Consider the following 13,820-nt stretch of genomic DNA (forward strand, 5'->3'; position numbering starts at 1 on the left):
TAAGTCTCTACAAAAAACTTATTGCTGACGTATTTCTTTGTCCTTAACTGTCATTTCCCAATCGCCAAAACTTCCGTATAAAACCATTGAGCCAAATCTGAAATTATCAACCAATTCTGTTCCTTCTGAAACCGAATCAAAAAACTCTTTGTCAACAGGCAATTCAAATTCAATAGCATTGACGGCATCTTTGATATGCTTTTTGATACTCAGCGAAAAATGAGATTGTTTCAATTTAATTTTCAAAATGTATTTTGGACCTTTGGCAGTTCCACCCGTTTTAAGAGCTTGTACTTGGGCTGCTAAAGCGGCATTTTCTTTTTTTAGTTGTTCTACTTCTGGATTACTGCACGAGGTCAATGCCATTGATGTAGTTAGCAAGATAAGAAGCGTTTTTTTCATGATGAGTTAATTAAGTTGATGTTTTCTCAAAGATAAAAATTAAGTGATAGAGTTATATTTTTTGAATTAGGTTTATTATAATTTCTTTTTAAAAAATATGGATTTTTAAAAGATTAATTTTAACTTACGGGAAATTAATCGAAAATACTAAATTTTCCTCCTTTGTACTGATAAGTAGTAGAGTTGAAATATTAATTGTTCGTAGTAATCTGCTTATACCATTGTCATTTTTATAAAATAATAATTGCCTTCTCTTAAAACTATCCCATTTTTTTAACTGCTAATGCTTTAGAGGTTTGGATGTCCCATACTCTAAGAAAACTCAACTTAAAATTTAATTATTTATGGAAAAGAAATTTTACTTGCCCGCCCTTGTAATTTTCGTTTTGTTAACATTCGGAGTTAATGCTCAGCGAATGAAATTTCATAGGATTACCGCTGAAATTGAACCTCAAAAATTAGCGTATTTGTTTAGTAATGGTTTGGAAATTGACCATTTCAATTATGAGAATAAAAAGAATTTCACCGCCGAAATTTCTGATAGTGACCTCTCATTATTGAAAAAAAATAATGTTAAAGTAACTTATATTGTGGAGGATTTAGAGAAAAATCTAACAAAATATAATCAGGATATAGATAAAAAAGCCTCGAAAAATGCTAAAATGGCTGTCACAACGCCAAGTAATTTTGCCTTAGGGTCGTATGGAGGATATTTTACTTTTGCAGAATTACAGACGATTTTGGACAATATGCGAGCATTGTATCCAAATCTTATTTCAGCCAAAAGTAGTATCGGAACAACTGTTGAAGGAAGAAATGTTTTTATGGTAAAAATTAGCGACAATCCAGATGTAGATGAAGCCGAACCTGAGATGTTCTTCAATGCTGTTCACCACGCCCGTGAACCCATGAGTATGAGTCAGTTAATTTTCTTTATGTGGCATATTTTAGAAAACTATAATACTGATAAAGAGATTAGAACTTTGGTTAATAGTACAGAGTTATATCTTGTTCCATGTGTGAATCCTGATGGTTATGTTTATAATCAAGGAACTAATCCGAGTGGTGGAGGAATGTGGAGAAAAAATCGTAAGAATAATGGAAATAACACTTATGGCGTTGATATAAATCGTAATTATGGTTTTCAATGGGGAATTGACAATACAGGTTCTTCTCCAACAACGAGTTCAGAAACCTATAGAGGCCCATCTGCTTTTTCTGAGCCAGAAACGCAAATTATTAGAAATTTTTGTAATGCCCATACTTTTACACTTTCAATGGATTTCCATGCTTATGGTAATTATTGTATTCACCCGTATGGTTACGCTACAACGAATACCAACCCAGAATTAAGTTTATTTCAACAAATGGGTTCTTTTTTTGTAGCTGAAAATGGTTTTGTTTCGGGTAATGCAATGCAAACCGTTGCTTATACCGCCAACGGTGCAGGTGATGACTGGAAATATGGAGAACAAACTACGAAGGGTAAAATTTACAGTTTTACGCCCGAAATTGGCCCTGCCGCTGAAGGTTTTTACCCTGCTTCTTCCCGAATTATTCCCCTTTGTAATACTACTGTTGAAATGAATAAAAAGGCGATGAAGGTTGCGACTTTCTTTGCCAAAGTAACGCCAACGGCTAATCAAACATTGTCATCAACAAGTGGTACGTTAACGTATTCAATTCAAAATTTTAGTGTAAAACCTGCTTCTTATACAGTTTCAATTGCACCAATATCAAGTGCTATTACTTCAGTTGGTGCAGCAAAAACGTACAATACTTTAACGTTATTACAATCACAAAGTGATAATATCGCTTTTACAATTGACTCCGCAACACCGTATGGTACAACGCTACAATTTGCTATTACGGTTAATAATGGACTTTCTCCACAAACTGATACCGTAAGTGTAATGTATAATTGTGCTACGCCAAATAATCTTGCTACTTCAAATGTGACGCTCAATAGTGCAACTTTGAGTTGGGGAGCAGTGGCAGGTGCTACAAGTTATTATGTTTCGTACAAAAACAGTGCAAGTGCTACATGGTCGGCTGATACGTTGGTGAGTAGTACAAGTTTTAGTCTTAATGGTTTAACACAAAGCCAAACTTATAATTGGAGAGTGAGAACCTCGACTTGTAGTAATTATTCGCAAGGAAATTTTACAACATTATCACCTTGTTTAGCTCCAACAACGCCAACTACTTCAGCGATAACTTCAACAAGTGCTACTTTAAATTGGGGTGCTGTTTCAGGAGCAACCAATTATACGGTTGAATATAAATTGGCGAGTTCGGCTACATGGATTACCGCAACAAGTACCAATACAACAACCAGTTACGCCTTGTCTGGATTGACGCTTTCAAGCACTTATGACTGGCGAGTAAAAGCAAATTGTGCATCTGGAAGTAGTACTTATGCTACTGGACAATTTACCACATCATCTATTACGTATTGTGCTTCAAAAGGAACAAATTTGACCTATATGTGGATGGATTATGTACAATTAGGCTCAATTAATCGTACTTCTGGAAAAGATGCAGGCTATTATAATGGCACGGCACTTTCAACTAATACAGTGAGAGGGGCGAGCCAAACCATTACTTTTTCAGCAGGATTTACCAGTACAGTTTACACCATGTATTGGAGAGTTTGGATAGATTATAACAAAAATGGCGTTTTCACAGACGCAGGAGAACAAGTGGTAAGTACAACTTTTAATGGAGCAGGAAATAAAACAGGAACATTTACTATTCCGACAACGGCTCTTTTGGGAACAACCAGAATGCGAGTTTCTGCAAAATATGGAGCATATCCAACATCATGCGAAACATTTACTTATGGTGAAGTAGAAGATTATACAATAAACATTACGGCTACGGCTCAAATAAATGCTTTAGCAAGAGTTGATGGCATGGAAAGTCAAGATAATTCTTTCTTAGATTTTAACTCAAATGATGTAACGGCTTATCCAAATCCTGTAACTGATATTGTTACAATTCGTTTGAATTATAATACTATTGATGAACCGAAAAAAGTGAAAATGACTACTGCCAATGGTTTTGAACTTGGAACTAAAGAAGTTATTTTAGAAAATAATGAATTCAAAATTGACACAAAGGGCTTGAAAACTGGAATGTATTTTATTTCAGTACAAGAAGCTGATAAACAAAAGGTTGTGAAGATAATTAAGGAGTAAATTATTGATTGCATTTTACATAAAAAATCCTCTTGAAAATCAAGAGGATTTTTTTATTTGTTTCTATTTCTTCAATTCATTGGTCATCGAATAAGGAAAATCTGAATCAGCAATTCCTTTTGTTTTATTAGGTTTTGAAGACATCATCAAGTTTAATGTTCCACCTTTCATGACATCGTTGTAATTCAAGAAGTTTTTAGAATATCCAACATTATTCAATTTCGCACCTGAAACATAGACATTATTGGCATTGTTTTCTGGAGCAACAATCGTGAACGTTTTTCCATTTTGTAAACTAATTGTAGCTTTTTTGAATAATGGAGAACCCAACACATATTGGTCGGTAGCAGGAGCAACTGGGTACATTCCCAAAGCAGAAAATACATACCAAGCGGAGGTTTGTCCATTGTCTTCATCACCACAAAGTCCGTCTGGATTAGCAGAATAAAGCTTTTTCATAATATTTCTAACATGATATTGCGTTTTCCAAGGCTCGCCCGCATAGTTGTACAAATATGGCATGTGTTGAATAGGCTGATTTCCATGTGCATATTGCCCCATATTCATCACTAACATTTCCGTAATTTCATGAATCTGAATACCGTAATATGAATAATCAAAAGTTGGAGGTGATGAGAAAACAGAATCTAATTTTGACACAAAGTTTTTCTTGCCACCCATCAAATCTACTAAACCTTGTACGTCGTGAAATACGCACCAAGTCCAGTGCCAAGAACAACCTTCTGTAAAGGCATCACCCCATTTGTCGGGTCTGAAAGGCGATTGAAAACTTCCATCTTTATTTTTTCCACGAACAAAATTGATAGATTTATCAAACACATTACGATAGTTTTGAGCCCTTTTAGCGTACAAATCAATTTCACTTTGGGGTTTATTCAGTGATTTTGCCAATTTCCAAATCGTGAAATCATCATAAGCGTATTCGAGTGTACGAGCCGTATTTTCGTTAATCCCTACATCGTAAGGAACATATCCTAAATCGTTGTAATATTTAGCTCCCAAACGTCCAACTGAACTCAAAGGCCCTTCGTTTTTTGTATTTTTAGTGATGGCTTCGTACAATGTTTCAATGTTGCTTTTTCCAACACCTTTTAAATAAGCATCAGAAATAATGGAAGCCGAATTTGACCCAACCATACAATCTCTATGCCCTGGACTTGCCCATTCTGGTAACCAACCACCTTCTTTATAAGTATTGGCTAAACCTTCCATAATTTGATTGTTCATTTCTGGGTACATTAAATTGAAAAGAGGAAAAACGGCTCTGAATGTATCCCAAAAACCATTATCGGTAAACATATAGCCACTTTCAACTTTGCCATTGTAAGGACTATAATGCACAATTTTATTGTCTTTTCCAATTTCATAAAACTTTCTTGGGAACAGCATGGTGTGATACAAAGCGGTGTAAAAAGTTCTCATTTCATCAACAGAACCGCCTTCAACTTTGATTCGGTTAAGTTGAGTATTCCATGAATTTGCCCCTTTTTCAACCAATTGGTCGAAAGTTTGGTTACCAATTTCCGACTGCAAATTCAATTCAGCTTGTTCTGCACTGATAAATGATGACGCAATTTTTAGATTAACTTGCTCATTCGTTTTGGTTTTAAAGCGAATGATACTTCCAGCGTGTTTGCTTTCAACTTCTGAGACATTAACTTGAATATCACCATCTTTTACGCCGAAAATCTCTTCAAATTCTTTGTCAACATAGATGACAAAATAGTTTTTGAAATTATCAGGCACACCTCCCGACGAGTTACGAGCATAACCAACGATTTTTCTTTCTTTTGGAAAAACCTTCACCATCGAATTTTTGAAGAAACCGTCGATAATTAAGTACGCTTTATCCGTTTGAGGATAGGTAATTCTAAATCTCGCAGCACGTTCAGTTGGCGTGATTTCAACAGTCGTGTTGTAGTCAGAAAGATAGGCTTTGTAATAATTTGGTTTAGAAACCTCCGCCTTATGCGAAAACCACGACTCACGCTTATTTTCATCAAAAACGAGTTTTTCAGTAGTAGCAAAAATGGAAAAAGCACCATAATCATTAATCCATGGAGAAGGTTGGTGCGTTTGTTTAAAGCCTCTGATTTTGTTGCTGGCGTATTGATAACACCAACCATCGCCCATTTTATTAGTTTGCGGAGTCCAGAAATTCATACCCCAAGGTAATGCAATGGCAGGATAAGTATTACCATTCGAGAAATCAAAACGAGAATCGCTACCGACTAAAGGATTGACGTATTGTAGTAACTTTTCTTGTTTGGCAGTTTGTCCGAAGGCAATAACGGCAAGGAAGACCAACGATGAAGTCAATAATTTTTTCATGATATGTTTAGGAAAGATGTTGAGGTGTAAAAGTAGAATTTATTTGTATGGTTTTTATCCTGCTTGGGTTTAAATAGCAACGGTGCTGAAAATTCAGCACCGTTGCTATTATTTTATATTTTGGCTTTTTAAAATTACTAATCTAAAAAATCTTCTGGTAAATATTTTTTCACGCAAGAAAGTGAACGTAATAGCATGGTAAAATCAGATTTTCGAGAGAGAATATTTTTGATTTTACGCTCTGCTCTAATTTCTTCTTCAATATTGCTGCCTTTGACATTCAGCCATTCCATGATTAATCTAATTACTTCTCGCTCTTTTTTGTGGATAAGATGTCTTAATTCACCCGTTTTCTTTATTGAGTAGTCATCTGTCCCATTGTGTATTTTATCCAATAATTTACAAGTATTTACAGCTTTGATATTAGTCTTGTTTAAAACATCAAAATAAGCTACACCGTTCATTTCTAAGGTGTATATAATTTCTTTTTCAACATCATCAATGGGAACGCACGGGTCTAAATAACCTCCATCAGGCTCATTTCGAGGTTTTGCCATATTGGCATCATGCGAGCATGGATACAAATTTGTCCATTCATATTTTAGTTCTGGAAATTGACCAAATGCTTTAGACCTAAAATGTTCAATATCCATTGCCCAAGAGTTCTCAAATTTTTGTTCCGTCAGATAACATTTTGAATGAAAATTACGGTCAAATGCTTCTAAAACATCAGAATTTCTATAAGAGATATTACTTTCAGGTTTTGAGGCATTTTTCCTGTCGTCATCCTCCAAACTGTTGTATGATGCAACTTTATCCAAATAGCTTTGAATTGCGGGATTATCTAAAGAAGTCGGTTTGTCACCTCTTGTAACATTAATCATAATAGTGGTAGATAATTAATTATTCAGATATTTTAGCTTCTAATTCAAAACGCATAGTTGGAGAAATATAACGTTCATTTTCCTCCAAAATAGCTTTGAGTTGTTGATTTCTTAACGGAATATTATTTCTATTTTCCTTTAAAATAGTATTTACTTTTTCAAATAAATCATCAGCAAAGTCTGAAAATTCATTATCCAAACCAAAGTGAGAAACCATTAATTCTGAGAAGCTTTTACCTATTGCATCATCCGAAAGAACTTCTTTCGAAACTAAATCAAAAATGGTAACATTTTTAATGCTTGAAACAATAGCCGCCGAGTGTGAAGCTACTATAAACTGAACATTTGGAAATAATGTCGTAAGTATTGGGAGAACATTATATTGTAACGAATAATGAAGGTGAGTTTCAGGTTCGTCAATCAAAACAATTCCACATGGATTAAAAGTTAAATCATCTACATCTTCTCGTATTAACTCTACTCTTACGAACAAATCCATAACTATACTTAACAATGCAGATATTCCGTCGGATAAATTGTTAAAGGATAGCTCTCGACCATCACCTAAAATAAATGTTATTTTAAGGGCATCTTTATTAAAAACTAATTTAAGTTTTTCGTCCTCAAATATTTTCCTAAAACACGATTCCAGTTGTTCAAAGAAAATGTTTATACTATTTATCCCATCCTGATTATTTTCTAATTGTGCAAAAGCCTGAGCAACTTTTTTATTTATTAGAAATTGCATGAAATAATTAATGAAATAACTTGAAGACTGTGCATAGTTTTGTTCCAGTTGTTGCTTAAATTCATCTTGTCTTGTTGGAACTTTTACATCTTTTACATTACTACTTCGTTGGGTTGATAGATAGGTAAAAATTATTTCTTTTCTTGATTGAAAAAGTAATGGAACTATCTCAGTCCTAAACAATGGAGTGATTTTTTCAAATTCATCAACAGATTTTTCCCAATTGGGAACACTTGTTAAGTTAGAATTTCTCAAAGAATTATTGTTGAGCAATTCCCGTAAATTTTTTGCTTCAGTTATCGCATTTTTACCTTCGACAATTGCTTTTGTCAAATGCAAATTCAAATTCCTCAAAATCGTACTCTTTCCCGACCCATTTTTCCCAGTCAAAATCAAATGACTAAATGGCTGATGCTGTATCAAATCAATATTAAAGTTTTGATACGTATAACAATCGTTTACGTAGATAGATGTTATGTAAGGGAAATCTTCTGGTAAAATCATAATCTTGTTTTTTGTAAAAATAAGTCTAAAGCTAATCTAAACCACCTCCTTCAAACTCTCCAAATTCGCATCCAAAATCGTTTGGATATGTTCATCTGTTAAAGCCGTTGATAAGAACATCGCTTCGTATTGAGAAGGAGCGAGGTAAATTCCACGTTTTAGCATGGCTTGGAAATATCTACCAAATAAGGCTGTATCAGAGGTTTTTGCGTCTTCAAAATTGTTTACAGGTTTATCTGTAAAGAATAAAGTAAACATTGAACCCACGTGGTTGAGGGTATAATTTAAGCCTATTTTTTCCATGTTGGCTTTCATTCCATTGGTTAATGTTGTCCCAATTTCTTCCAAACGGGTATAAACCGATGGATTTTCTGAAAGGTGCGTAAGCATTGCTTGTCCTGCTGCCATTGCAATCGGATTTCCCGAAAGTGTACCTGCTTGATAAACTGGGCCTGCTGGCGAAACTACGTCCATAATTTCTTTTTTACCACCGTAAGCACCTACGGGCATTCCTCCACCGATGATTTTTCCCATTGTGGTCATATCTGGAATTACCCCACAACGTTCTTGAAACCCACCTTTTGCCAAACGAAAACCCGTCATTACTTCATCAAAAATTAATACGATTCCTTCTTCGTCGCAAATTTTACGGAGTCCTTCCAAGAAACCTTCAACGGGTTTCACTAAGCCCATATTTCCAACTACGGGTTCAAGAATGATACAAGCAATTTGTCCTTTATTGGCATCAACTAAGGCTTGAACGGCTGCTAAATCATTGTATGGAGCAGTCAAAGTATCATTGGCAACACCTTTTGTTACCCCTGGACTGTCGGGTTCGCCAAAGGTCATTGCTCCCGAACCTGCGGCAATCAAAAACGAGTCGCCATGTCCGTGATAATTTCCTTCAAATTTTATCATTTTGTCTCTTCCTGTGTAGCCACGAGCCACACGCAAAGCTGACATGGTGGCTTCCGTTCCCGAATTTACCATGCGGACTTTCTCTACCGAAGGAACAATTGAGCAGATTAATTCTGCCATTTCAACTTCTCTACGAGTGGGAGCTCCGAAAGAAAAGCCTTTTTGAATAGCGTCTGAAACGGCTTTTTCTACTAATTCATGGGCGTGTCCCAAAATCATTGGCCCCCAAGAATTAATAAGTTCGATGTAAGTATTTCCATCTTCATCGTATAGATATGCCCCTTTGGCAGATTTAATAAAAATTGGACTACCACCAACCGCACGGAAGGCACGCACTGGCGAATTAACGCCCCCAGGAATGTAATTTTTAGCTTTGTCGAAAAGTTGTTCGGATAAAGTCATAAGTTTTTTTCGTAAGTCTATAAGTTTCAGTCATAAGTCTATAAGTGTTATGTCAATGAGCTATTAAAAGTAAATATCTTACTTATTGACTAATGACTTACAGACTTGCCTTTACATTCTTACTTCGTTAATACAAATTTATAATTTTGAAATGTTGTAAATGGTAATACTTGATTGTCTTGTGATTTTAAGTAGTTGAATCCTGCGAGATTGTAAATATCTTTATATGAATCTCGATTATCCAATCCTTTACGGATATTATTGCCGTAGCGACCTAAAATTCTGCCCCAAAACAAAGCAATATCATAACCATGAAAAGCATAATAGGAAGGAATAACGCCATATTTGCTTAAATAATCCTTACGAAATGTATCAACAATTGGTTTTTCAACATCCACAAATTCTGGGTCGAAACAATACACTTCTCTTCCTGCTAATGTTCCATTGCTCAAATTTGACGAATTAAAAGCCTCCGCAGTAGTTACCAACGGGTACATCACATCTTTTTTATTTAAGGCATTAATCATGGACAAACCTGCTTTTTTATCAGAAGTTGCCATGAAAATATGACTAACTCTTTTCTCTGGTAATTTGTTGCCAATGTCATCTGCAAATGGAAGAATTTTCTCAAACTTTACTATTTCATAACCCACTTTTTCCATTTGCTGACGATAGGTTTCTGCCATCGTAGAATCATTGGGCGAATCAGTATAATAAATGGCAGTGTTTCTACCTAAAAACGGTTGTTTTCTCACAAACTCTGCCGCTTTTGTGGCTTGCATCACTGCCGAAGGTTGGGCTAAAAATACCAATTCATATTCATCTAAAAGCTTCTGATTATTAGACATTGGATTGATAATGGGTATTTGTGCCGTTTCACAATACGCTGTTGCTACTCGGTTACTTTCAGCGTAAAGTGGTCCAACCAATAAATCCATTTTCTGGAAAGATTCATTATTGACTAATTCCAACATATCATCGGTATTATTGGCAATATCATACGTAAAAAGATTTATCGTAATACCTTCTTTCAAAAGCACATTTTTAGCCATTTTCATACCTTGATAAATGTCAATGGCGTACTGATTTTTACGTGTTCTTTCTGGGTCAAGTGTTTCAACAGATAATGGTAGTAATAGACCAAAATTGAAATAATTTTTATTTTTGCTTGACGAATTTGTACTTGTTTGGGTATTGGCAATGATTGCAGTTTTGTTCTTTTTCTCCAACAAAATACTTTCGTCTGGAAATTTAGCAGATAATTCATTCAATGTTTTTGTAGATTGAATTTGACCAATATAAAATGCTTTCATTTCTGCTAAATCATCTTGAAAAGAGTCATCCGTGATAGATTTTGCGTAATTTAGAGCGTCAACATAATTTTTCTCTTCAAAAGCAATATTTGAAAAAAGGTAATTAATTTCGTCTTTTTTTGTCCAATTCGGATAAAGAACTAATAAATTTTTCAAAGTAGTTTTTGCCTCAAAATATTTCTGCAATTTTGTAGAAGAAAGAGCATTGAAGTAAAATGAATAAGGAACAAAGGTAGATTCGATGCGATTGTTGCACAATGCCCCAAATTCAGTTTGGGCTTTTTCAAAATCACCACTTTTGAAAGTTTGTAATGCTTTTTTATAAGCTGTTTCATATTCTGAAACACTTTTTTGAGCAAAAGCTGTTTGAAAAGCACTGAAAATAATCAATAACAAGATGAGTCTTTTGAGCATAATATTGAATTTATGGTCTGGTTTTTACAAAGATAAAAAATAAGGTTTTAGCTTTTAGAAATTAACGCTTAGTTTATTAATAAAATCATCAGCAAATGAACATAACTTGGTATCACAAACACTTTAGAGACCTTAATACGACAGAATTGTATCAAATATTACAATTGAGAAATGAGGTATTTATTGTGGAACAAAATTGTCCTTTTCAAGATTTAGACGATAAAGACTTCAAATGTTATCATTTGATGGGTTTTGACACGGTCTCACAAAAAATAATGGCTTATACCCGAATTGTTCCCGCAGGAGTATCTTATGAAGAGGCTTCTATCGGGCGTGTTGTATCCTCACCTTTAGCTCGTGGAGGTGGAATAGGCAAGCAACTTATGAAAAAATCAGTTGAACTTTTAGAAGAACTTTACGGTGGTGTTTCCATCAGAATTGGAGCTCAATTATATCTCAAAAAATACTATGAATCTTTTGGCTTTCAACAAGATAGTGAAGTGTATTTAGAAGATGGTATTGAGCATATTATTATGTTAAGAAATTAAACTTTAAAATGAATAAACAACAAATCCAAATCATCTCAAACACGGTGGGCGTGATGACCCATCAAGCACAAAATACCATAAACTTATTAGACGAAGGAGGAACAGTTCCATTTATTGCTCGATACCGAAAAGAAGCTACTGGAAGCCTTGATGAAGTTCAAATTTTGGATATTAAAGAACTTTGGACAAAATTAAAAGATGCCGATAAACGTCGTGAAGGAATTATAAAATCTATTGAAGAACAAGGCAAAATGACGCCTGAGTTATTAGAAAAACTCAAAAATGCTTATCATCTCCAAGAATTAGAAGACCTTTATTTACCGTACAAACAAAAACGTAAAACTCGTGCTTCAATTGCCATTGAGAAAGGTTTAGAGCCATTGGCAAAAGTAGTTTTTGAACAAAGAGAAAACAATATTCTTAAAAAAGCAGAAGCATTTTTAAATGATAAAGTTGCCAATGTTGAGGAGGCGTTACAAGGAGCGAGAGATATTATTGCAGAATGGATTAATGAAAATGTAGATGCCAGAAATGCGGTTCGTAAGATATTTGAACGTGAGGCATATATCTATTCAAAAGTAAAGAAAAATAAGGAAGAAGACGGAGCTAAATATCGTGATTATTTTGATTTTAATGAGCCTTTGAAAAAAGTACCTTCGCACCGACTTTTGGCAATTCGTAGGGGAGAGGAAGAAGGTTTTTTATCGGTAACAATTTCGCCAGAAGAAGACAACGCTTTGGGTGCTTTGGATAGGATTTTCTTGCGTGGTTTGCCAGAAGCAAAGGAACAAGTAGAAACTGCCATTACAGATTCATTCAAGCGTTTGATGAAGCCATCTATTGAAAATGAATTTGCTGGTTTTTCAAAGGAAAAGGCTGATGTGGAGGCAATTAGAATTTTTGCCCAAAATCTTCGTCAGTTATTGCTGGCTTCTCCTTTGGGACAAAAAAAGGTACTTGCTATTGACCCAGGTTACAGAACTGGTTGTAAAACGGTGGTTTTAGATGCACAGGGAAATTTAGTGGCTGATACCGTAATTTATCCATTTGATAAACCTTCGGAAGCACAAGATAAAATTTTAACACTTTCTGAAAAATACCAAATTGAAGCGGTAGCGATTGGAAATGGTACGGCAGGACGTGAAACGGAGGATTTTGTGAAGAAGTTACCTTTTAAAAAAGCTCCACAAATTTTTGCCGTTTCAGAACAAGGAGCATCTATTTATTCCGCATCACCTATTGCTCGTGAAGAATTTCCTGATAAAGATGTTACTGTGCGTGGAGCTGTTTCTATTGGTCGTAGATTGATGGACCCTTTGGCGGAATTAGTAAAAATTGACCCGAAATCCATTGGTGTTGGACAGTATCAGCATGACGTTGAACAAAATCTTTTGAAAAACTCCTTAGATTCTGTCGTGGAAAGTTGCGTAAATGCCGTTGGGGTAAACCTAAATACGGCTTCAAAACATTTGTTGGCTTATGTGGCTGGTTTAGGTCCTTCGTTGGCAGCAAATGTCGTGAAATTCAGACAAGAAAATGGAGAGTTTACTTCGAGAAGTCAAATCAAAAAAGTGGCTCGTTTAGGTGATAAAGCCTTTGAACAATGTGCAGGTTTCTTGAGAATTCACGAAGCGAAAAATCCTTTGGATAATTCGGCAGTTCACCCAGAAAGTTATCCTGTGGTAGAACAAATGGCGAAAGATTTAAAATGTACCGTGAAGGATTTAATGACTTCAGCGGAGTTGAGAAAGAAAATCAACTTACAAAGCTATGTTACGCCAAAAACGGGATTATTGACACTTCAAGACATTTTGAAGGAATTAGAAAAGCCTTCTCGTGACCCAAGAGAGCAATTAATTGCCTTTGAATTTGACCCAAATGTAAAGAAAGTAGAAGACCTTTACGAAGGAATGGTTTTGCCGGGAATCGTGACAAATATTACCGCTTTTGGTTGTTTTGTGGACGTTGGCGTAAAACAAGATGGCTTGGTACATATTTCGCAATTGGCGAATCAATATGTTTCTGACCCGAATCAAGTCGTGAAATTACAACAACACGTAAAAGTGCGGGTAATGGAAGTTGATATTGCCAGAAAACGGGTGGCTTTGAGTATGAAAGGGGTGTAAAAAGGAAAA

At 35.1% G+C, this 13,820-nt stretch carries 9 protein-coding genes; 3 read left to right on the plus strand and 6 right to left on the minus strand.

The window, feature by feature from the left end:
- Nucleotides 1-18: 18 nt before the first annotated feature.
- Nucleotides 19-402 (minus strand): hypothetical protein, encoded by a 384-nt coding sequence (locus tag LV89_RS10245; RefSeq protein WP_109742801.1) that lies wholly within the window; start codon nt 400-402, stop codon nt 19-21.
- A 344-nt stretch (nt 403-746) separates the two neighbouring features.
- Here LV89_RS10245 and LV89_RS10250 point away from each other — a divergent pair, with 344 nt between their 5' ends.
- Complete coding sequence (locus tag LV89_RS10250; RefSeq protein ID WP_109742802.1) at nt 747-3,602, plus strand: M14 family zinc carboxypeptidase; 2,856 nt, start codon at nt 747-749, stop codon at nt 3,600-3,602.
- A 63-nt stretch (nt 3,603-3,665) separates the two neighbouring features.
- On the opposite strand, the gene LV89_RS10255 is transcribed toward LV89_RS10250, so the two are convergent.
- From LV89_RS10255 to LV89_RS10275, 5 genes are all read right to left on the minus strand, one after another.
- Nucleotides 3,666-5,954, minus strand: coding sequence for a GH92 family glycosyl hydrolase (locus LV89_RS10255; RefSeq protein WP_109742803.1), 2,289 nt, complete (start codon nt 5,952-5,954; stop codon nt 3,666-3,668).
- A 137-nt stretch (nt 5,955-6,091) separates the two neighbouring features.
- On the minus strand, nt 6,092-6,838 hold the full coding sequence (locus LV89_RS10260; protein ID WP_109742804.1) for a hypothetical protein: 747 nt from the start codon (nt 6,836-6,838) through the stop codon (nt 6,092-6,094).
- Between the two features lie 19 nt (nt 6,839-6,857).
- A complete protein-coding gene (locus tag LV89_RS10265; RefSeq protein WP_374755139.1) occupies nt 6,858-7,919 on the minus strand; it encodes an AAA family ATPase in 1,062 nt (353 codons plus the stop codon).
- Nucleotides 7,920-8,126: 207 nt separating this feature from the next.
- Complete coding sequence (gene hemL, locus LV89_RS10270) at nt 8,127-9,410, minus strand: glutamate-1-semialdehyde 2,1-aminomutase (RefSeq protein WP_109742806.1); 1,284 nt, start codon at nt 9,408-9,410, stop codon at nt 8,127-8,129.
- Between the two features lie 119 nt (nt 9,411-9,529).
- The gene (locus LV89_RS10275; protein ID WP_109742807.1) at nt 9,530-11,137 is read right to left on the minus strand and encodes an ABC transporter substrate-binding protein; all 1,608 of its coding nucleotides are present in this window, start codon (nt 11,135-11,137) and stop codon (nt 9,530-9,532) included.
- Between the two features lie 95 nt (nt 11,138-11,232).
- Here LV89_RS10275 and LV89_RS10280 point away from each other — a divergent pair, with 95 nt between their 5' ends.
- Nucleotides 11,233-11,685, plus strand: a complete 453-nt coding sequence (locus tag LV89_RS10280; RefSeq protein WP_109742808.1) for a GNAT family N-acetyltransferase — start codon at nt 11,233-11,235, stop codon at nt 11,683-11,685.
- Between the two features lie 8 nt (nt 11,686-11,693).
- Nucleotides 11,694-13,811, plus strand: coding sequence for a Tex family protein (locus LV89_RS10285; protein WP_109742809.1), 2,118 nt, complete (start codon nt 11,694-11,696; stop codon nt 13,809-13,811).
- Nucleotides 13,812-13,820: the final 9 nt, after the last annotated feature.

It is taken from the genome of Arcicella aurantiaca (assembly GCF_003148625.1).
Taxonomy (GTDB): domain Bacteria; phylum Bacteroidota; class Bacteroidia; order Cytophagales; family Spirosomataceae; genus Arcicella; species Arcicella aurantiaca.

Bases quoted from the DNA above. Each gene is read 5' to 3' on its own strand.
- LV89_RS10285 (WP_109742809.1), top strand. From the start codon at position 11,694: ATGAATAAACAACAAATCCAAATCATCTCAAACACGGTGGGCGTGATG.
- LV89_RS10260 (WP_109742804.1), bottom strand. From the start codon at position 6,838: ATGATTAATGTTACAAGAGGTGACAAACCGACTTCTTTAGATAATCCC.
- LV89_RS10280 (WP_109742808.1), top strand. From the start codon at position 11,233: ATGAACATAACTTGGTATCACAAACACTTTAGAGACCTTAATACGACA.
- LV89_RS10245 (WP_109742801.1), bottom strand. From the start codon at position 402: ATGAAAAAAACGCTTCTTATCTTGCTAACTACATCAATGGCATTGACC.
- hemL (WP_109742806.1), bottom strand. From the start codon at position 9,410: ATGACTTTATCCGAACAACTTTTCGACAAAGCTAAAAATTACATTCCT.
- LV89_RS10250 (WP_109742802.1), top strand. From the start codon at position 747: ATGGAAAAGAAATTTTACTTGCCCGCCCTTGTAATTTTCGTTTTGTTA.
- LV89_RS10255 (WP_109742803.1), bottom strand. From the start codon at position 5,954: ATGAAAAAATTATTGACTTCATCGTTGGTCTTCCTTGCCGTTATTGCC.
- LV89_RS10275 (WP_109742807.1), bottom strand. From the start codon at position 11,137: ATGCTCAAAAGACTCATCTTGTTATTGATTATTTTCAGTGCTTTTCAA.